The sequence below is a fragment of the Solibacillus sp. FSL K6-1554 genome (assembly GCF_038005185.1).
GTDB lineage: Bacteria > Bacillota > Bacilli > Bacillales_A > Planococcaceae > Solibacillus > Solibacillus silvestris.
Map to the genome: position 1 here is coordinate 3,759,436 of NZ_JBBOSS010000001.1, position 20,276 is coordinate 3,779,711.

Below are 20,276 nucleotides of genomic sequence, written 5' to 3' on the forward strand. Positions count from 1 at the left end.
ATAATAATCGACAATTCGAACAGAAAAAAGCTTTTGCACTAAAAAAACGAGCTAGCACTAGGCTAACTCGATTGAATGGATAATTTTCTCCAACTTCATTCCACGGGAACCTTTAACTAAAAGGATGGACTCGTTTGTTGCATGAGATTGGATCTTTTCGATAATCGGTGCGTACTCATTCTCGGAATACACTAAATGTTCAGCATCAAAAGTCTCTTGCAGTTTATTATATAGCCACTTCATACGAGGGCCGTATAAGCAAACATAGCTTATTTCTTCAGGATGAATATGTCCTGCAATTCCTTCATGCATCTTCTTTTCCTCGTTTCCGAGCTCAAGCATATCACCGAGTACAAGCCACTTTTCATTTCGGATAGTCGTTTGCTCGACAAATTCGATTGCTGCATGCATCGATGTTGGCGCTGCATTATATGCATCATTAATAAATAATAAATCACCGACGGGAACAAGCTGCATCCGCATATCTGTTAAAACTACTTTCTTTAATGCTTCGCGGATTTGTTCATCAGTCAAACCTAATGACTTACTCACAAGCATTGCACTTAAAGTATTCTTTACTTGGTGTTCCCCTAAAACTGAAATAAAGAAATCACCTTGTATTAATCCCTCTACATGGAAGCTGCTTCCTTGTGCTGTCGCTTTAATTTGCGACGCTGCCAAATTCAGTTCCTGGCTAAAGCCAAATGCCTGTGTTTTTAAATGCGGTGTTTTGGCAACTAAGTTTTGAAGTAACGGCTCATCACCGTCATAAAAGAGAATCCCTTCTTCAGACAACCCTTTTACAATTTCAAACTTCGCCTTCGCAATTCCTTCCCGCGATCCTAAATCTTGCATATGTGCTTCACCGATATTTGTAATAATGGCATAATGTGGTCGTGCAAGATTAGTTAAAAATTCAATCTCACCGAAACCGCTCATCCCCATTTCCAATACGGAAACTTCCGTGTCCTCATCAAGCTGTAAAATCGTGATCGGCAAACCGAGCTGATTATTAAAATTCCCGATTGTTTTTTGTACTTTAAAGTAAGGAGAAAGAGCACCCGCCAAAATATCTTTTGACGAAGTTTTACCGTTTGAGCCGGTAATCCCGATAAATGTCGCTTGATGCTCATTACGGTAACACTCTGACATTTTTTGAAGTGCAAGCTCTGGGTCTTCCACGAAAATTAATGGCAAATGTGCCGGGGGATTCGGCTCGTCGATCATCCATAAAGAAGCTGCCGCACCTTTTTCAAATGCCTGCTCGACAAATCGGTGTCCATTAACGGCTTCTCCGCGGAAAGGAATAAATAAATCCCCTTTCGTAATTGTCCGTGTATCAATGGAGACACCTGTGACAATTGTTTCAGGAAATGACTGATTTTCTATCGTTAACCATTCTGCAATTTGCTGTAAACTTTTTTTCACTTTTTATCCCACTCAATCTCTGTTGTATTGAAGCTGTTGTTTTTCTGTATAACGTTCCACCGCAAAATCAATCAGCTCTTTAATTAACTGCGGATATGTTACATCTGTATGCTGCCACAGTAACGGATACATGCTGACCGGTGTGAATCCTGGCATCGTATTTACTTCATTAATGTAAATTTCGTTGTTTTCAGTTACGAAGAAATCCGCGCGTACTAACCCGGCTCCGTCAATTGCTTTGAATGCTCTTTTCGCCATATCAACCAAGTTTGTATAGACATCGTTTTGTAATGGTGCCGGAATAATTAATGCCGTCGAGCCATCTTTATATTTTGAATCATAATCATAAAACTCAGTCATCGGCTTAATCTCACCTGCTACTGAAACATTTGGTGTATCATTTCCTAACACAGCAAGCTCAATTTCACGTGCAGTGACGCCCTGTTCAATTACAATTTTGCGGTCATATTGGAGTGCAAATTGAACAGCTTTTTCTAGTTCCGCTGCATTTGTCGCTTTGCTAATCCCTACACTTGATCCTAAATTAGCTGGCTTAACGAACATTGGATAACCTAAAGACTGTTCACATCTTTTGATCCAAGCTTCTTTTTCCCGCTCCCATTCACTTCGAATAAAGTATTCATAAGGCAATTGCGGCAATTTTGCCATTTCAAACAACTGTTTCATAACTACCTTATCCATACCTGCTGCAGAGCCAAGAACACCGTTCCCTACATAAGGAATATTCAGTACTTCCAAAAAGCCCTGTACTGTTCCGTCTTCACCGTTCGTTCCATGCAGTAAAGGGAAGATTACATCAAATGGACTTTCCATATGTTTTGCAATGAATTGCGTAATATTATTTTCAGAATGGTCTGATGCTGTTGTAAATTGCAATTGTTCAATCGTTTGAGCGGGTTCTGTTAACTGAGGTCCAACACGCCATTCCCCCTTCAATGTAATAAAAATCGGGAAAACGTCAAACTCATTAAAATCCAATGCTTGTGTTACTGCCTTTGCAGTTGAAAGTGATACTTCATGCTCGGCTGACTTACCACCATATAATAAACCAATTCTTTTTTTCATTTTTTTTGACCTCCAGTTTTCACTAACCTTATTTTATCACGAATACACAAAACGCTGAAATCGGATAAAAAACACCCACTGCCCTGTTCGCTGTGAGTGTCAACTAATTTGTATTAATTCATCATAGCCTTGTTTTAATATTTCATCTAAATCGTCCCAAACTTCATCCGGATAATCATAATCACTCAGCAGTCTAATTTCGATTCCATAATGGGAATTTGGTTTATCTAGTTTATATAATGACAGCAATGCGCCTTCCTTAACAAAAGGCCGATATTGTCTTAATGTAGAAGGATCGATTGTCGGTGAGTTGTTTTTACTCTTTCTTCTCCAAAAGCTTCCAACACCTTCTTTATCTCTTATCATTCGATTAAATAGATTCGAAACAAGTATTTCAGAATCGCCTATAAAACGATAATATACTTTAGTCATTTTGTCAGTTACAGAAGAGTAATAAGCATAGCGATTTTGCAATTTGCTGAAAAAGGGCGATGCAAGCGGTTCACGCTTATGACTTAAATACAGAAGCTCTGCTTGTTCAAGGGGAGTTAATGTATTAATGTTTTTCTCTGTCGTAAAATCTACCCAGCACAAATCTTTCTTTAAGTCGCTTTCCTTTTTTAGAAAATCGCGCATATCATCATTTGTTACAAAATCAAATTGTGTATGCATATTAAAAGAGCCGTTGTCGTACGCGTGCTTTAATAACAGAACATTTTTTACGGGCTCGACCGAAACCATAAATTCCTTCAGTGTAAGACCACTATAAATAACAAAATGTTCGACATCGTTCATATGAATATATAAATGATGCATAAAATCTTCAGCAGATTTCAGTTTCTTCGCCACGATTTGCACGCCCCTTTAATATGAATAATATGATTATTATATGACTTCTCATTCAAATTTGAAACATTTTCTCACCTGTTTCGTCCAACTTTTAAATTAGTCTTACTAAAGTAATTTTTATAAGAATATGATAAAGTAAATAAAGCTTAAAACATTCTAGCTATTCGTGTTAAATATTTCCTATACGGAATCGCTACGAAAAGTTGGGACAACATAAGAACCTTCAATTTGTTGGTATCTTCTGGCCCTTTAGTGGGCTAAATTTAATAATTTAAGGTGAAATGAATGGATACAAACAATTATAATTTCAATAAACGGTTCGACTGGCCGCTCACAATTATTTTAATCTTATTTTTAGGTGTGAGTCTACTTGCCATTGCCTCTGCGCAGACTTCTGGCCAATATGGCGAGAACTATGTGCCTAAACAAATCCTGAACTATGCAATTTTTGCCTTTATCGTAGCATTTGTCATGTACTTTGACCCAGACCAATATAAAAAGCTGGCGTGGCCACTTTACGGTTTTGGTATCTTACTGCTAATCGCAATTGTTGTTATTCCAACATCTACCGGCATAACAGTTGAACGAAACGGTGCAAAAAGCTGGTTCCAAACACCGATTGGTAATATTCAACCCGCCGAATTTATGAAGACGTTTTTCATTTTAGCTTCTGCCTTTTTAATTAGTAAGCACAATGAAACTTACCAGATTAAAACGATTAAAACCGATTTATTGCTGCTCGGCAAAATTGGGTTAACGTTGGCAGTACCGCTTGGCTTCATTATGATGCAGCCAGATTTAGGCTCTGCTCTAGTATTTTTTGCTATTACTGCAGCACTTGTGATCGTGGCAGGTGTCACTTGGAAAATTGTTTTACCGTTGTTTGGCGGAGCAGCAGTTATAGGCGGGTCGTTATTATGGATGGCACTGTATATGCAGGACTTCCTGGAAAAGACATTTGGATTCCAGCCATACCAATTCGCCCGTATTTATTCATGGATCAATCCATACGAATATGCGACATCAGACGGCTATCATTTAATAACTTCACTAAATGCAATTGGCTCCGGTGAGGTTTTCGGTAAAGGATTCATGGCGCGTGAAGTTTATGTTGCCGAAAATCATACAGACTTTATCTTTGCTGTAATTGGCGAAGAATGGGGCTTTATCGGTGCAAGCGCTGTTATTTGTCTCTATTTCCTGTTAATTTATCACTTAACGAAAATGACATTATTATTAAAAGATCCATTCTGTACTTATGTATGTGCAGGGATTATCGCCATGATTACATTCCATGTATTCGAAAACATCGGCATGACGATACAATTACTGCCAATTACCGGTATTCCGTTACCTTTCATTAGCTATGGAGGTAGTTCGATGATGGGGAATGCCTTAGCGATCGGTCTTGTATATAGTATGAAGTTTCATTACCGAACATATATGTTTACAACAAATGATCCCGACAATGAATAAAACAAAAGGACCCGTGCATACCACGGGTCCTTTTCTTATTGCTTCATATGAAAATAACGGATGACGAGCAAGGTTTCAACACACCTTACTCTCATTAATTTTGCGCTTGTGGAGTTTGTGTTGGTGGTGTTAAAACTTTTAAAAGCTCAAGACGAGATTTCGTAACTGTCGCCGTAACACCTAATTTTGATAAGTTTGTAACAATACGCTTTAAATCAATCTCTTTCGCCATTTGATTACACCTCAAACTTTCCTTTGTTAATATATATAACGATTTTTCATGTTAAAAGTTTCAATTTAATAAGGTCAGACCTTCTAATACTTCATATATTACCACGTAAAATCTTATTTTTCTTTCCTGTTTTGTGACAAATCTAAAACATAATTAATCTTAACCTTTTTTAAGCAATAATAAACTTATTTAAATTTATTTAAGAAAATTATTCCTAAGTAAGTTTTATAATTACTTTTGAAATAAATTACATAAACTTCTCGAATACATGTTATTTAATAATTTCATTTTCCACGTGTAGTTAAAAGGGATTGTATTGTATCCCCAACCATGTTTAACAAAAATTATAAATGGAAATATTGTAAAATATCATAACCATTTTTGTGAAGTAAAACCGATTAGGAATAAACAAATTTTCGTTCATACGACCTTTTAAGTTAGTCATTTCACATAGATGTTACTTCAGTAGGAGGAACTTCAAATGTCACATATAGAAAAAAACATTTATATTCCAAAAGAATTGACCCATTATCATACGAGTTTAAGTCACTCAGCTGAACAAGCTGCCATTTTGAACCCGGTGAAACAACCTTCATTTTTGCATGAAAGCAAATTTGCCGGGCTTCCGTTTCTAACAAACAAAATGGAACATCCAAAAGACAATCAAAATCGCTATATGCTATTTTTGGCACAGCTTAATTTTGCGGAAATCCAGCTGGATCACCCATTTCCACAAGACGGTATATTACAATTTTATATTCCCCAACAATGTTATGAAAAGGAAAAGTTTCATTCGGAATGCCGTTATTTTAAAGTACAATATATACCTTATCAAGGTCACTATAATGAATTTATTCATGATTTCACCTATTTAGAAGATGTAAACTTCAGCAGTTTCCCAATTCAGCAGGAAATGAAGCTTATTCCTAAATCACAATTTGAACCGGTATCGGCAATGGATTACAGATTAAATAATTATTTCAAACCTGAAATTATGGATGCACCTATTACACTGGATGACCGTTCATTTCAGGATGTATATTTGGAAAGTTATTTAGCAGCAGAACATAAAATTGGGGGCTATCCATATTTTATCCATCAGGATTTCAGAAAAACATCGCCCTATTTACAGCACTATGACACATTATTACTGCAAATCGTTTCAAACGATGAACAAAATATTATGTGGGGAGATAGCGGTATTATCAGCTTCTTCATCAACTCCGAAAAATTAGCGCAATGCGATTTCTCGGATATTTACTTCCATGTTGAGGAATACTAAACGTTAAGAAGCACTCGCTTGAAGTGTTTCTTTTTTTGTTTTGCTTCCATAGGCTATAATGGTAAGAAAGAAGGAAAGTAGGTGAATCTTTTGAGCGCAATTACACAAAGTTCCATTTTAGTACCACTTATTATGTTTATAAATATTCTTTTTGCCCTGACTGTCATTTTTTTAGAGCGCAAAAAGCCTTCATCGACTTGGGCATGGTTGCTCGTTCTTTTTTTCTTACCGTTTGTCGGATTTTTCCTCTATTTATTATTAGGTAGACAATTGAGAAAAAAACACTTATTCCGTTGGGATGGAAGAAAAGATATCGGAATTGAACAACTGATCAGTTATCAAATTGAAGCAATCGAGAATAATGAACTGGAGCTACGTGTAGAACATATTAAAAGTTATAATCATCTCATTTATATGAATTTAAAAACAAACAACGCTGTCCTGACACAAGATAACGATGTAAAAATTTTCGTTGACGGCAGTGACAAGTTCGAAGCACTTATCAATGATATTTCACATGCGAAAAACCATATTCATATTCAATACTATATTTTCAAACTGGATAATTTGGGCCAACGCATTGTAAATGCTTTAATCAAAAAGGCTAAACAAGGTGTAAAAGTAAGAGTACTATTTGATGAAATGGGCTCACGCGGAGTTCGGAAGCGGCATTTTAAAGAGCTGATCGAAGCTGGCGGTGAAGTAGAAGTGTTCTTCCCTTCGATCTTACCTCTCATCAATCCACGGTTAAACTTTAGAAATCATAGAAAAATTTCCATAATAGACGGGCGTATCGGCTATATCGGGGGATTTAATGTTGGGGACGAATATTTAAGTTTATCGGATCGTTTCGGCTACTGGCGGGATACCCATCTGCGTATTGAAGGGAGTGCTGTCCATCCATTACAGACTCGCTTCATTTTGGACTGGAATCAGGCAAGCGCCAAAAATGATATTTGTTATGCGGAGCGTTACTTTCCGATTATCCCTCAAAAAGGAACGGCCGCTCTCCAAATTATTTCTAGTGGACCGGATACAGAATGGGAAGTAATTAAAAACAACTACTTGCATTTAATTACGAATGCAAAAAAATACGTGTACATACAGTCCCCGTATTTCATTCCAGATGAATCGTTTTTTGACGCTATTCGAATCGCTGCCTTATCCGGAATCGATGTACGGATTATGATTCCAAATAAACCTGACCATTTGTTTGTCTATTGGGCGACTTATTCATATGTAGGGCCACTCGTTGAGGCGGGAGCCAAGGTGTATCATTATGAGAAAGGCTTTATTCATGCAAAGATGATTGTTGTAGATGATGAGATTGCTTCAGTTGGCACTGCAAACATTGATGTGCGGAGCTTTAGTTTAAACTTTGAAGTGAACGCTCTTCTTTATGACAGATTATTGGCTCACCGCCTTGCTGAAATATTTGAAAGTGATATATTAGACTGCTCCGAGCTCACATTTGAACTGTATAAAAACCGTTCCAATTTTATTAAATTCAAAGAATCCATTTCCCGTTTATTATCACCGATATTATAAGGGAATGGAAATAAGCGGAAAGGTAGATCAGGTGAACTGATATTCCTTTTACACACAGTAAAAAACCAATTTCCTCCTTGCGAGAAAATTGGTTTTTTCGTTTATATTCCAGCTTCAAGTATCATTGTATTCCTAAATATTCTTCCAGCGTTACGCCTGCTTCATAAACTTTTGCGGCTAGTTCGCCTTCTAAATAGCGGAAATGCCATGATTCATGCATGAAACCTGTAATATCTTCTTTTCCTTTTGGATAACGTAAAATGAAGCCGTATTTATGAGCATTTTGTGCTAACCATTGTCCCGCTTCAGTTTGGCCGAATTCATTTGTCAGCCACAGCTCTTCACGGCCTTTTTCCCCAATATCAAAAGCGAGGCCAGTCTGATGCTCGGAATACCCAGGTCTTGCACTATAGCGATCAGCTGCCTCCTTTCCGTCTCTCTTTACATAACGATCATATAGCGTTTTTTGATAATCGTAAGAACGGAAACCACTAAATGCAACAAGCTCTAGTCCATCTTCCATTGCAGCCTTTGCCATCTTTTCAAAAGCTGCTCGTGCTTTAGGATCTTCTCCTTTATTGTAGGTAGCAGGTAGTGGATTTTTCTTGTTCGCGATTAAAACCCCCTTCACAAATGTAGGTTCTGTCGCAGGCTTTTGGCCAACAATATATCCATTTTCAAGCTCCACTTCTTCCGTAACAGGAGCTTCTTTAGCAGGTTGCTGATTTGGCTGCTCACCGGAATTTGTCGGAGGCTTCTCGCCGTTTTTATCTGAAGAAGGCAGATCAGCACCATTTCCTTCTTGTTGCTTCAATGGTTCTTCGGTTTCATTTGTTTTATTTTGTGTCTCTACATTTTCAACTTCGTTTGGTTTAACAGATTTTTCTTCTGTTTGCGCTATTTCAAATTTATAATAAATAGATCCTAAAATCGCGATTAAAATAATAATTGAAATGGATACAATCATTGCGATCGGACTTTTTCTGTTTGCTTTTCTGTTCATTCCATTTCGCCTTCTTTTTCTATTTTTATCCTGTGACAATAACAAATAAAACAATAATCGATAAAACCGCAAAGATCATCGACATCTTCTGCATCCATTTTGCTTCTTTTTCATGCCCCTTTTCTTTAAAGGTACGTGAACGGAAAAAATTCGTAAACGTAAACATGATTGTCATTGCTAAAATAGCTGCTTCCATATTTTGTTTCACAATAAAAAATAGTGCCGTTAAACTAGCTCCTGCCACTAATACGAGTGATATTGCTCTTTCATATTTTTTCATTATTCTCTCCTTACATGATGATTACGTTTTCTACTTCAGCAATCTAATTTTCAACCTTTGTTTAGTATAAAACTAGCTTAATTGATAATGCAATTTTGAAAATCTTCAAAGGTACAAATTTGTTTACAAATAAAAAACTCTACATGTAATAATATATACCATGCAGAGTTTTCATATAGTATTCTTTTTTTTCTGAAACTTTCAGCTAAACAAAGAATAAGGAAATTAACCTAACTTATCTGCCCAAAGTTTAAGGGACCATTATATATACACCATTCAACTTTGAATATTAAACACTTTCGTACGCTACTTCCGGAATTTCAAATCTGAAAAATTCATGATGCAGTTCATCACGGAAATGCTTAGGTGTTACACCTGTGTACTTCTTAAAAATTCTAGTGAAATAACTCTGATTGCAGAAATGAAATTGATCTGAAATTGATGTAATGCTTTTATTCGTATGACGTAAATAATATTGGGATTCCTCTACACGGCGGACATTTAAGTATTCCACTAAAGTAATTCCTACATGTTCACGGAAAATACGCGATAAATGACTCGTACTAATATGGAAGTTTGCTGCAATACTTTCAACTGTTAAATCATTTTCCAGCTCATCATTTATGTACATAATTACTTTGTTTACTGTTTGGTGACGGAACGTAGGCTGTTTTCGATCCGCAATAAAGTACACATAAAAATCGATTAAGTCATCTGCAAACTGCAGAAACTCGGCATCCTTCATCTTGTTTTCAATCATATCTGCACAAGCTAAATTGAAGGCAAATGCTTTTTTAGAAGGGACTTGATTATCTAAAAGCTTACGCGCAACAATTGATGATAACGTAACAAAGTATGAGCGCACTACTTTAATGACTTGTTTTCCGAAGCGTACGGATAATATGTCAATAATTTCGTGTAATGTCTTCTTTGCTTTGGCTACTTCTAAATGATAAACTTCAAAAATCAATCGAGATTCCAGAACAAAAAAATCTTCGATACCAGCATATTGATTGATATTGTCAATCTCTTGAAAATACCGCTTTGAAATTGTTTCCGAGATTGAATATTGATGTAGTTGCATAAGTTACCCCATCTTTCTTCAGAATGACCTTCTATTACTTATTAGAAAGACAAGCCCAATACGAAATGTACAAGAAATTGTCATAATTCTGCAGAATGGTTATGTTCCTACATCAGCCAGGTCTGCATTTCATAATAAGTCATATCATTATATTAATCATAAGAAAATCCCATAGTAGAATTTCTTTTATTAAGCAAAGTAATTATTTATACAATTTAATATTTATACTATCTATAGTATGCTTTATTTCCCGCATAATAGTACATTTTATTAGTAACTATAGTGAATATTACCATATTATAAGTTTTCCTTTCAACCTAATTTTAACAATTACCCTAGGACAAAATTATTAGGTTACTTCCAATTATAGAAATAAAGGAAATTAAAAATTGCATATTTCGCTTAATCATACTCTTTTAGCATAGTAATTTTCACGCTATTTTTTCACTGAAACTTTTTGACAAAAATCCATTTTTAGATGTTCAAAAAATATTTTTCATTTTAAAAAATCTTCCCAACCCAATTTCTTTAAATATGTAGTAAAATAGTTCATAATTGTATAAAATGCTTATAAAGAGGTGTTATAAAGTGGATCCAAGACAAATAGAAGAAATTATGGAAGTCATTAAAGAGTTTTTCCCTGAAAATACATCAATTGCTATTTCAGATACAAATGAGTATTTATATTACCAGCCAAGTAAGAAAGTAGACTTAAAAATCAAACCAGGCGACCCGATTAAAGAAGGTTCAGCTGCATACAAAGCATTAACGTATGGCCAAAAAATCAATTCTTACATTGAATCTGACGTATTCGGAGTTCCTTATTATGGAATGAGTATTCCTCTCATCGAAGAAGGTGAAACAAAAGGTGCTATTACAGCAATCTTCCCTCAAAAACCTTCTCCATTTTTAACTAATTATATTACAGTAAAAATTGATGACTGCTGGTACCCAATTAAACATAATCAAGTAATTTATCTTGAGACTCAATTGCGTAAAACATTTGTAAAAACGATGCACCGTGAAGGATACCACCGCTTAAACTTAAGTGATTTGGAATTATTTTTAGCTCCTGATTCGTTCATCCGTTGCCACCGTTCTTATATTGTTAATATTGATTATATTGATGAAATCCAACCAGATTCACACTCAACTTTCCTGCTAATCATGAAAGACGGTACACGTATTCCTGTAAGCCAACGCTATGCAAGCTACTTCCGCCGTTCTTTAGGATTCTAAAATTGTTTAAAAGCGACTCGTACAAACGGGTCGCTTTTATTCTTTCTCCCTCTCCCTTGGCCTTTTTACCTATTCCGTTAATTTTAATTGTGCAAATTTGCTAATTAATCAACCAGCCAGCTTTACATTCAATTCATTTTTATCTCTCTTTTACGATAAATTTCTCTAATAAACACCTTTTAAGCGCTTTTATGTTGCGCGTGAAGTAAATGTGACAATTTGATGATAATATTAGCATAAATGCCGGTTTACTACCTGGTGAAAAACACAGAAAATTATAAAAGTTTTCTGTTTATCAAACGATTAAATAACTTATTAGGGGAGGATTTTTTAATGGATCCACGAGTTGAGAAACGTTTAGGTTTAAAACAATTAGTAGATAAAGTTGTATCTGCTGAAGAAGCTGCTGCTTTAATCCAAGATGGCACAGTAGTAGGGATGTCAGGATTTACTCGCGCAGGTGATGCTAAAGTTGTACCAATGGCATTAGTAGAGCGTGCTAAAAATGAAAAATTTAAAATTGATGTATATACAGGGGCTTCATTAGGTCCTGAAGTTGATAACTACTTAGCTGCTGCTGGTGTTATTAACAAACGTGGTCCTTTTCAAGGGGATTCGGTAATGCGCGGTTTAGTTAACAAAGGCGAAATTTCTTATGTAGACGCACACCTTTCTCATAATGCTGAGTTAGTACGTCAAGGAATTATCGGTCCTATTAAACACTTAATTTTAGAAGCAGTTGCAATTACAGAAGACGGTTTAATTATCCCATCTAACTCTGTAGGTAACTCACCAATCTTCGCTGAATATGCAGAGAATATTATTATCGAATTAAATATCTCTCATCCGGAAGCATTGATCGGTATTCATGATATCTATGTTCCAGGTGAACAAGGTAAGCGTGACGCGATTCCAATGACAAATGCTGAGCAACGTATTGGTGAAATCGGTATTAAAGTAGATCCAGCTAAAATTAAAGCCATCGTTATTTCTGAAGAGCCAGACGCTCCTTCATTAATCGTTCCTCCAGATGAAGAAACACAAAATATGGCGAACATTTTATTAGACTTCTTCCGTTCAGAAATCAAAGCGGGTCGTTTAACAAATGAATTAATGCCATTACAATCTGGTGTAGGTTCTGTAGCAAACGCAGTTTTAGACGGTTTTGCTGATTCTGAATTCGAAAACTTGGTAGTTGCTTCTGAAGTACTACAAGATGCAGTATTCAACTTAATTGATGCTGGTAAAGTACGCTTTGCTGCTGCAACTTCTATTACACTTACTGAAGAATTACAGAAAAAAGTTTACGGCAACTTAGAAAAGTATGCTGACAAAATTTGCTTACGTCCACAAGAAATCTCTAACCACCCAGAGCTTATCCGTCGTTTGGGCTTAATCTCAATCAACACTGCTCTTGAGTTAGATATTTATGGTAACGTAAACTCTACACACGTTTCAGGAACTAAAATGATGAATGGTATCGGCGGTTCTGGTGACTTCGCACGTAACGCTCGTCTTGGTATCTTCGTAACGAAATCATACGCAAAAGGCGGCGCGATTTCTTCAATCGTACCAATGGTTTCTCACGTAGATCACACTGAGCACGATGTAGACGTAATCGTAACTGAACAAGGGATCGCAGATTTACGCGGACTTGCTCCAAAAGAGCGCGTAAAATTAATCATCGAAAACTGTGCACACCCAGATTTCAAAGAGCAGTTATGGGATTACTATAACCGCGCTTACGAAGCAACTGGCGGCGCGCATACTCCTCATATCTTAGAGGAAGCTCTATCTTGGCACGTAAATCTTGCTAAAAACAAAACAATGAAAAAAGAAACAGCTAACGCTTAATCTTTATACATGTTAAAGGGTTTGTCTGAAACGATTTAAAACGTTTCCGGACAAACCCTTTTTATCGTTTTGGTTCAAACATTATTAAACCCCCACATCATAAAAAAAAGGAGGCTACTTTCCCGCCCACCTTGTTTTTATATAGTTCAGCTATGCGCTTATGCTCGTTTGTCCTGTTCATGATTGTAATAATTTGTTGTTGTTTGAGCGCCTTCTTCGACCATTTGGTTACCTTCTAGCGTATGGTCTGCAATCTCTCCAGCTGTCACTGCAACATCTTCCAGTGATTCCTCTTTGTAATCCTCTTTTCCGACAGAAGCCGATTTAGCCATATTTGTATCTAAATCTCCTGTTGATGACGGATGCGCGTTTTCATTACTATAACCAGCCGATTTGTCTTGAACTTTCTGCATTAGGCCTTGCACTCCACCGCTTTCATTCACTTTCCCTTTTGCTTTGTTTAAATAATCCATTGCTTTATCACGGTTTTCCTTTTTACTTAAAAATGAAGCAGCACCTGCTAATAATCCAGCAACTACAACGCCCTTACCTTTTAATTTAGCCATAATAATATTACCTCCCAATTCAAAATTTAATTTCACTTTTCATATAAATTAATATACCCTTCGAAATTCTTTTAAAACATTTGCTGTTATAGGATTAAAAAATACCTGAATTGGATAAATATATATAAATAAAATAAAAGGAGTGTTCAATATGTTTCAAAACAAAGAAATTACATATAAAGGTACGGAAATTTTTGCACTTCTCGGTGTCTCAGGAGTTATCACTGCTATGATTTCATTATTTGTAGGGTTTTAAACAACCATGATCGTAAATCTAAAGAAAGTTATAATTACATAATAAAACACGATTTTCAAAAGAAATGAAAATCGTGTTTTTTTATATTGCTATACTTTTACATCGTCATACGCGTCGCTTTTTTGGAATGAAGAAACGACATATGAGCAAATGGCATTCATCTTGTAATTGTTTTCTCGTGCGTAGTCCGCAGCTGCATCTAAAAGCTTTTTGGCTACCCCTTGACCGCGCAGTACATCCGATACATACGTATGGTCCATATTCATGACACCATCACGTAAAACCCAAGTAATCTCAGCAACACGCTGACCATTCAACTCATATTCCAGAGCACCATAGTTGTTCCCTTTGTCTTTATAAATAAATTCCATATTTCTCCCTCCTTTTGTACTTCACAATATACCATAATTTGAATTTTCATCAAAAATAAAAGCACCCGTTAAGGAGTGCCTTCATTAAAAACTATTTTATTTGAACCAGGACGAAATTGTATCGATTAAATTATTGAAGAAATTTTTGACGCTTTGCCAAAATCCTTCATCCTCCAGTATTGCACCGAACTTCTCATCGAACTTTGCCGTTAAATCCGATAACTGTGAAGATAATTTACTGAAGTCAATATTCAGATTACTAATTCGGTCCATTAAATCAACTAAAAGCTGACGGTCTGCTTCACTCAAATTGATTTGCAGTTTATTCAGCTGTTCTTCAACAATTTGCTGAACCTCTTCTTTTGTTGCCGGTTTATTTTCTGCAATTGCTTTTTTAATTTCCGTTAATAGTTCCGCTACTTGTTCATCTGAAACACCTGCCGATTCGGCAAGTGATGTAGCAACGGATAATTCGTCATTTGCGACATCTGTACGTTCAATATCTAATGTCTCACCTGTTTTTACTTCATATGCTTTATATATACCGACTAATGCAGAGTGACCTGTTACTGGTTTCGGTGCTGCAATTTCTACAATCGCATCTTCAATACCTGCCGTTAACATGGCACTTGCATACATTTCCGATGTTACCTGTGTAATATTATCTGGTGTTACGATACTAATTGTAAGTCCCTTACCTGCATCTTGGCGTGTAATTTTAGCTGATGAAAACATGCGTGAACTAGGGTTACTATCTTTTATATATTTTGCTAAATCCTGTCCTGTAATCGTAATTTCATCTATTTCTGTCTCTTTATCTACACGCAATGCTATTTTCACTGTTTCTTTTTCATCAGCAGATAAATTACCTCCATAAACAACGATTGGTACGCCGAGCTTTTCGTTGATTGGATTCTTTTGTTCTGTAGCAGCCGCAGAAGCAGACATTGGTAAAACAAAAGAAATCAGTAGCACAAATGCAGCAATAACAGCCATCCATTTTTGTTTCATTTATAAATCCCCCTTTACGAATGTATATGTTGTCCAATTTTACTATACATTCTTTAATTAATACGAATAAAAAAAGTAAAAGGTTTCATGTACATTTCCCCTTTTACTTATAGTTGTATCTAAACGATTTCTGTCCAGCCGTCTTTTTGCGTAATTTTGCGCGCTTTCATTAAAGTACCTAGTGCACGCTTAAACGAACCTTTACTCATCTTGAACATTTCAGAAATTTCCTCTGGTGTTGACTTATCACCAAACGGCATTCTTCCGCCGACACTTTCCAAATATGCAAAGATTTTTTCCGCATCTTCCCCTAAACGCTCATGCTTTCGAGGTAAAAATGATCCGTTTAACGAGCCATCTTCCTTCACATCAATAATGCGCACCTGCACTTCTTGTCCTAAACGAGGCTCAGCCTTCATTTCAGATTCGTGTACGAAAATACGATGAGGGTTATCAACGCCTAATAAAAATGAACCTACCGGTAATAGACGGTATGGTCGAGCAGTAATATTTTTGTTGAACATGTCTTCCGCTGCGCCTTCATACATGTCATTAACTTTTTCTTCAGTAATTAGACGACCGAATAAATCACCGTTGCGATCTGTACGTAATGTAATATACAAATGATCTCCTGACTCTGGCCATACTTCTTCAATAGCCGGTAAATCTTCGGCACGCACTAATACTTCACGTGACGTACCAATATCACAAAAAGCACCTTCTTTTGTCACTTTTAACACACGTGCCCAACCGTAATCCGCTTCTGTAATATGAGGAATTGCCGTCGTTGCCTGAAGGTCTCCTCGGCGATCTGTATAAAGGAATACTTTTAAAACATCGCCAATCGCAATTGTTTCTGCTACATCTGATGCATTTAAAGGAATTTCCAAATCACCATTTGTTAAAATATAGCGTGACCCTTGTTCTTCCAATACCGTTAATTCCACTACTTGTCCTGATTTTATTAACTGATTCATCATATTCTCCTTTTTCTTGTCAATCATTACATACTATGATTTGATTTCATTTCTTCCAGCTTCTTTGTAATTTGAGGCTCTTCTTCTAAAAGCTGCACAAGATCAGCAATGCGATCAATGGAATTCCAGCTCAAGTGATGTTCAATACCTTCAACGTCTTCATATATACGTTCTTCATCGACCCCTATTAAACGCAAAAATTGTTCCAGCAAATCATGTCGCTGAACAAGTCTCTTTCCTAACTTTTGCCCTTTTGGCGTTAATGTTAAGCCTCTATATTTTTCATATATCAAATAGCCGTCTTTATCTAATTTCTGCACCATTTTTGTAACGGAGGAAGGTAGAACAGATAAAGCTTCCGCAATATCGGACACACGCGCATACCCTTTATGTTCAATTAGTAGATAAATTTGTTCAATGTGGTCCTCCATGCTAGGTGTTGGCATAGCTGTTCCCTCTCTTTCCAATTGCTCCTTTCAGTTTACTACAATTTCACGCAAAAAGTTAACTGAAAACAGTAAACACCGAAATATACATCCGCTTGGCTGCATAACAATTTGGTTCCGGTTACATAGGAAGCGGATTAGTCATCTGTTGCCGAAAATCGTGACAATTTTAAACTACGCAAAAATGGGTTAAAAGAAAAAGGCTATTGCAATTAGTATGCCCCTAATTGAATAACCTCTTCATTTTATCTTTTACAAAACTTGATCATAACTGCTTATATACATAAAAACGCATTGATATCATTACTTATAGATGCTTAGGATATTGTTTTACGATGTGAAGTGCACGAATAATTTGTTTGTTAATTTCCTCAAGATATTCCGGGGTGCTCATTTGTTTAAATACAGCATCTCTCGTCTCATCTGACGTAACATAACGAGCAGGCAATACATTTAAAACAATTGCATTCACATCCATCTCACATTGTTCACAATGGCAAAATGTTTGATATTCAACGCCATGCAGCAGAAAACTAACAAGCCCTTTTACAATTTCCTCTGTAACATTTATTAATTTAATACCTGACATTGTATCTTTCGCCTCATTTATATAACTAGATTGTCTTCTTTAATCATATAACGCGAAGTAATATAACTCAAACATTTTTATTAGCATATGTGACTATTTTACTTTAATTTTATATTTTCAACTCTATATTTTAACTCATTCCAATATCAATACTGCACTACTTTTCTCCTTTTATTAGCATATAAAATTTAAAGCAACATTTAAAAATCCTCCCTTTTGAAAAAGGGAGGATCATTCAAACTTCTATTCAGCTTTTAAAATTAACTCGTAACCATGGTCGATATCGCCATTGATTTTTGTTTTATGATAGCGGCCGTATACCCAGTTTGACGTTTGGTTGTCATACCATTTAGACTTCACATGACCGCTCTGCCCTGGACCAACAATATGATATGCTGATTTTAAATTATCCAAGTCAGCTACAAAGCGCCATGATGCCCCGTGATTTACATTCCCGCTGCCATCTTCAGAAGCTGCTTGTACGGTAACACTAGAACCGCCAACCGGTAGTTTTTCAGGGTTGACATAGTCCGCTAAAAAGTCGGATGCGCTTGCTAATGGATGATCGAATGTGAGCTGATTATAGCTGCCCCATTTCCATTTTGAAACCGACGTCCCAAATTTACCTTTAATTTTTGTAACTGCATCCTCGAATGCAGTGTAAACGAATTTATCCAGTCCGCCTTCTTCTGTAATCCAGACACCCGGATTACCTGCATATGCATCACGCAACATCTGGTCGGTAATTTGCGATTTAGCTGGCATTAATTTATAAACATCTTCAGGCATTGCATCCTGGAATAATGCCTTTTCCATATTTTCAATTAAGAAATGGTATACAAGTGGTGCACCTTGGTCTTTATCATCATAATACTCCCACTCTTCCAGAAGTGTTATGACATTCTTGTATTTGCCATCTTTATCTTGAGCTTTGATCGTTTCAAGTAAGCCTGGTAAAAATTCTTGGGCATGCAAATTCTTTTTATCCATTTGCATCCCTTTCATTTCTGCAACAGACAGCTTTAATAATTCACCTGTTTCCTCATCATACATTGGTGTTTTAATCATCTCTACGATTCGCTCATATCGATAAGGCTGTGCCCAAAGATTTGAAATATGGTAAGGGTATTCCTCGCCTACAACTTGATTATTCGCTGTTGCAATAAACCCTTCTTCCGGATTAATAACAGTTGGCAGCTCATCAAACGGGATATAGCTTTCCCAACCGTATTCCGAAGAGTTACCTGGCACTGGCAATGCACCTGTACCTTGTTTACGGATTGGTACTAGACCATTTGCTTTGTATGCAATTGTTCCATCAGTTGAAGCAAACACAAAGTTTTGCGCCGGTGCTTTAAAGTCCTCTAACGCAACTTCAAACTCTTCCCAATCTGTCGCTTTATTGAAACCTAATACTGCTTTTAGTTCCTGTGTTGATTGTAATGCTGTCCACTGCATAGAGAACTGCTCTTTCATCTTTGTATCTTTAAGCATAATGTTGGAAATAATTGGACCATGGCGTGTTTCCACAACTTCAAAGTCCACCGTTTCACCGTCTTTTACTTTGATTGGCTCTTGTCGAACAGTTGCCTCTTCCCATTCGCCGTCATATTCAAATTGATACGGGTTTTCCGGGTTGGGTGTTTCAATATATATATCTTGCACATCTGGGTTCACATTCGTTACGCCCCATGCAATTTGTTCGTTATGCCCAAGAATAATTCCAGGAATCCCTGCAAAAATTACACCACTTACATTTTGTTCTGGTGATTGCAAATGCATTTGATACCATACAGACGGTGTGCTTAATCCTAGATGCGGATCATCTGCAAGCAATGGCTTACCTGACTTTGTCAGCTCGCCACTTACAACCCAGTTATTACTGCCGTTATGTTCTGATGGTAAATAATCTGTTGGAATAGCACTTGCAATATCTGTTTCCAGATTTAAATTCGCTTCAATAATTGATTGTGCGTTTTCTGGATACTCTACAAATAATTCTTCAGCTTGTTCTTGTGTATAGTTTTGCATTGCCCATGAACGGAATACTTGCTGATTCCAGTTTCCGCCTAAGTCATATGCCATATATTTTCCGATTGTCAATGAATCAATCGGTGTCCATGCTTCAGGTTTATACCCAAGTAATTTGAATTCATATGAAAGTTTGCTTGTATCTTTTACTTCATCGATAAAAGCATTTACACCTTCTGTATACCACTCCAGGATTTGTTTTGACTGGGCATCATAATCATCCCATGATTGTTCCGCAGCATGACGTAAACTAAATGTCCGGAAAAACTTATCTGTATTTACTGCAGATTCACCTACGACTTCAGCTAATGTACCACTTGCTTGGCGGCGCGCTAAATCCATTTGGAATAAACGATCCTGCGCCTGTACATAGCCTTGTGCACGGTAAAGATCCGCATCAGACTTGGCAACAATGTGCGGTACTCCTACACCATCTCTCGTAACTTCTACATCCTCATCTAAAATGGAGACAGCAAGCTCACCTTCAATGACAGGTTTAGAATTTGATACGTATAAGTGCAATCCTGCTACCGCTGCACCACCTACAATAATTAAAATCCCAACTGCCCAAATGACAATGTTAATAAATTTGCGTCCTTTTGACTTTTTCGCCTGTTGCGCCATAAATTCCACCTCTTTTTTTCGTTTTTTACAAAGCAATATGCTGT

General features: G+C 36.6%; 19 protein-coding genes. 5 read left to right on the forward strand and 14 right to left on the reverse strand.

What is annotated here, in order from left to right; genetic code table 11:
• Positions 1–57: 57 nt before the first annotated feature.
• The 3 genes from MHB58_RS18715 to MHB58_RS18725 form a co-directional block, all read right to left on the reverse strand.
• Positions 58–1,428 carry a UDP-N-acetylmuramoyl-tripeptide--D-alanyl-D-alanine ligase gene (locus MHB58_RS18715; protein WP_340735814.1) on the reverse strand — a complete coding sequence of 457 codons (1,371 nt, stop codon included), beginning with the start codon at positions 1,426–1,428 and terminating at the stop codon, positions 58–60.
• A 12-nt stretch (positions 1,429–1,440) separates the two neighbouring features.
• Positions 1,441–2,514: a D-alanine--D-alanine ligase gene (locus MHB58_RS18720; RefSeq protein ID WP_014822531.1), complete on the reverse strand. Its 1,074-nt coding sequence runs from the start codon at positions 2,512–2,514 to the stop codon at positions 1,441–1,443.
• A 99-nt stretch (positions 2,515–2,613) separates the two neighbouring features.
• The gene (locus tag MHB58_RS18725; protein WP_014822530.1) at positions 2,614–3,363 is read right to left on the reverse strand and encodes a hypothetical protein; all 750 of its coding nucleotides are present in this window, start codon (positions 3,361–3,363) and stop codon (positions 2,614–2,616) included.
• Between the two features lie 285 nt (positions 3,364–3,648).
• On the opposite strand from MHB58_RS18725, the gene MHB58_RS18730 reads away from it, so the two are divergent.
• Complete coding sequence (locus tag MHB58_RS18730; protein WP_340735815.1) at positions 3,649–4,839, forward strand: FtsW/RodA/SpoVE family cell cycle protein; 1,191 nt, start codon at positions 3,649–3,651, stop codon at positions 4,837–4,839.
• A gap of 94 nt (positions 4,840–4,933) precedes the next feature.
• On the opposite strand, the gene MHB58_RS18735 is transcribed toward MHB58_RS18730, so the two are convergent.
• Positions 4,934–5,071 carry an Lmo0850 family protein gene (locus tag MHB58_RS18735; RefSeq protein ID WP_008405794.1) on the reverse strand — a complete coding sequence of 46 codons (138 nt, stop codon included), beginning with the start codon at positions 5,069–5,071 and terminating at the stop codon, positions 4,934–4,936.
• A 481-nt stretch (positions 5,072–5,552) separates the two neighbouring features.
• Between MHB58_RS18735 and MHB58_RS18740 the strand changes: the two genes are divergently transcribed.
• Positions 5,553–6,353, forward strand: coding sequence for a YwqG family protein (locus MHB58_RS18740; protein ID WP_008405796.1), 801 nt, complete (start codon positions 5,553–5,555; stop codon positions 6,351–6,353).
• Between the two features lie 81 nt (positions 6,354–6,434).
• A complete protein-coding gene (cls, locus tag MHB58_RS18745) occupies positions 6,435–7,901 on the forward strand; it encodes a cardiolipin synthase (RefSeq protein WP_014822528.1) in 1,467 nt (488 codons plus the stop codon).
• A 121-nt stretch (positions 7,902–8,022) separates the two neighbouring features.
• On the opposite strand, the gene MHB58_RS18750 is transcribed toward cls, so the two are convergent.
• The 3 genes from MHB58_RS18750 to MHB58_RS18760 all read right to left on the reverse strand — a co-directional run bounded on the left by MHB58_RS18750 (position 8,023) and on the right by MHB58_RS18760 (position 10,268).
• On the reverse strand, positions 8,023–8,904 hold the full coding sequence (locus MHB58_RS18750; protein WP_339263315.1) for a M15 family metallopeptidase: 882 nt from the start codon (positions 8,902–8,904) through the stop codon (positions 8,023–8,025).
• A gap of 25 nt (positions 8,905–8,929) precedes the next feature.
• Positions 8,930–9,184 (reverse strand): hypothetical protein, encoded by a 255-nt coding sequence (locus tag MHB58_RS18755; protein WP_008405800.1) that lies wholly within the window; start codon positions 9,182–9,184, stop codon positions 8,930–8,932.
• A gap of 289 nt (positions 9,185–9,473) precedes the next feature.
• Positions 9,474–10,268, reverse strand: coding sequence for a helix-turn-helix transcriptional regulator (locus MHB58_RS18760; protein ID WP_014822526.1), 795 nt, complete (start codon positions 10,266–10,268; stop codon positions 9,474–9,476).
• A gap of 588 nt (positions 10,269–10,856) precedes the next feature.
• On the opposite strand from MHB58_RS18760, the gene MHB58_RS18765 reads away from it, so the two are divergent.
• Together MHB58_RS18765 and MHB58_RS18770 are read left to right on the forward strand one after the other, a co-directional pair.
• On the forward strand, positions 10,857–11,507 hold the full coding sequence (locus tag MHB58_RS18765) for a LytTR family DNA-binding domain-containing protein (RefSeq protein ID WP_008405802.1): 651 nt from the start codon (positions 10,857–10,859) through the stop codon (positions 11,505–11,507).
• A gap of 333 nt (positions 11,508–11,840) precedes the next feature.
• Positions 11,841–13,361 carry a succinate CoA transferase gene (locus tag MHB58_RS18770; RefSeq protein ID WP_340735816.1) on the forward strand — a complete coding sequence of 507 codons (1,521 nt, stop codon included), beginning with the start codon at positions 11,841–11,843 and terminating at the stop codon, positions 13,359–13,361.
• Between the two features lie 158 nt (positions 13,362–13,519).
• Here MHB58_RS18770 and MHB58_RS18775 read toward each other — a convergent pair whose 3' ends face one another.
• From MHB58_RS18775 to MHB58_RS18805, 7 genes are all read right to left on the reverse strand, one after another.
• Positions 13,520–13,927 (reverse strand): hypothetical protein, encoded by a 408-nt coding sequence (locus MHB58_RS18775; RefSeq protein WP_008405804.1) that lies wholly within the window; start codon positions 13,925–13,927, stop codon positions 13,520–13,522.
• 345 nt (positions 13,928–14,272) lie between these two features.
• Complete coding sequence (locus MHB58_RS18780; RefSeq protein WP_008405806.1) at positions 14,273–14,554, reverse strand: GNAT family N-acetyltransferase; 282 nt, start codon at positions 14,552–14,554, stop codon at positions 14,273–14,275.
• A 96-nt stretch (positions 14,555–14,650) separates the two neighbouring features.
• On the reverse strand, positions 14,651–15,565 hold the full coding sequence (locus MHB58_RS18785) for a DUF1002 domain-containing protein (protein ID WP_008405807.1): 915 nt from the start codon (positions 15,563–15,565) through the stop codon (positions 14,651–14,653).
• Between the two features lie 119 nt (positions 15,566–15,684).
• Positions 15,685–16,542: a CvfB family protein gene (locus MHB58_RS18790; RefSeq protein ID WP_340735817.1), complete on the reverse strand. Its 858-nt coding sequence runs from the start codon at positions 16,540–16,542 to the stop codon at positions 15,685–15,687.
• Between the two features lie 26 nt (positions 16,543–16,568).
• Positions 16,569–16,988: a transcriptional regulator MntR gene (mntR, locus tag MHB58_RS18795; RefSeq protein WP_008405810.1), complete on the reverse strand. Its 420-nt coding sequence runs from the start codon at positions 16,986–16,988 to the stop codon at positions 16,569–16,571.
• A gap of 307 nt (positions 16,989–17,295) precedes the next feature.
• On the reverse strand, positions 17,296–17,577 hold the full coding sequence (locus tag MHB58_RS18800; protein ID WP_014822522.1) for a late competence development ComFB family protein: 282 nt from the start codon (positions 17,575–17,577) through the stop codon (positions 17,296–17,298).
• A 243-nt stretch (positions 17,578–17,820) separates the two neighbouring features.
• Positions 17,821–20,232, reverse strand: coding sequence for a penicillin acylase family protein (locus MHB58_RS18805; RefSeq protein ID WP_014822521.1), 2,412 nt, complete (start codon positions 20,230–20,232; stop codon positions 17,821–17,823).
• Positions 20,233–20,276: the final 44 nt, after the last annotated feature.

Bases quoted from the DNA above. Each gene is read 5' to 3' on its own strand.
- MHB58_RS18720 (WP_014822531.1), bottom strand. From the start codon at position 2,514: ATGAAAAAAAGAATTGGTTTATTATATGGTGGTAAGTCAGCCGAGCAT.
- MHB58_RS18785 (WP_008405807.1), bottom strand. From the start codon at position 15,565: ATGAAACAAAAATGGATGGCTGTTATTGCTGCATTTGTGCTACTGATT.
- MHB58_RS18800 (WP_014822522.1), bottom strand. From the start codon at position 17,577: ATGTCAGGTATTAAATTAATAAATGTTACAGAGGAAATTGTAAAAGGG.
- MHB58_RS18750 (WP_339263315.1), bottom strand. From the start codon at position 8,904: ATGAACAGAAAAGCAAACAGAAAAAGTCCGATCGCAATGATTGTATCC.
- mntR (WP_008405810.1), bottom strand. From the start codon at position 16,988: ATGCCAACACCTAGCATGGAGGACCACATTGAACAAATTTATCTACTA.
- MHB58_RS18755 (WP_008405800.1), bottom strand. From the start codon at position 9,184: ATGAAAAAATATGAAAGAGCAATATCACTCGTATTAGTGGCAGGAGCT.
- MHB58_RS18775 (WP_008405804.1), bottom strand. From the start codon at position 13,927: ATGGCTAAATTAAAAGGTAAGGGCGTTGTAGTTGCTGGATTATTAGCA.
- MHB58_RS18770 (WP_340735816.1), top strand. From the start codon at position 11,841: ATGGATCCACGAGTTGAGAAACGTTTAGGTTTAAAACAATTAGTAGAT.
- MHB58_RS18735 (WP_008405794.1), bottom strand. From the start codon at position 5,071: ATGGCGAAAGAGATTGATTTAAAGCGTATTGTTACAAACTTATCAAAA.
- MHB58_RS18780 (WP_008405806.1), bottom strand. From the start codon at position 14,554: ATGGAATTTATTTATAAAGACAAAGGGAACAACTATGGTGCTCTGGAA.
- MHB58_RS18805 (WP_014822521.1), bottom strand. From the start codon at position 20,232: ATGGCGCAACAGGCGAAAAAGTCAAAAGGACGCAAATTTATTAACATT.
- MHB58_RS18740 (WP_008405796.1), top strand. From the start codon at position 5,553: ATGTCACATATAGAAAAAAACATTTATATTCCAAAAGAATTGACCCAT.
- MHB58_RS18730 (WP_340735815.1), top strand. From the start codon at position 3,649: ATGGATACAAACAATTATAATTTCAATAAACGGTTCGACTGGCCGCTC.
- MHB58_RS18790 (WP_340735817.1), bottom strand. From the start codon at position 16,542: ATGAATCAGTTAATAAAATCAGGACAAGTAGTGGAATTAACGGTATTG.
- MHB58_RS18760 (WP_014822526.1), bottom strand. From the start codon at position 10,268: ATGCAACTACATCAATATTCAATCTCGGAAACAATTTCAAAGCGGTAT.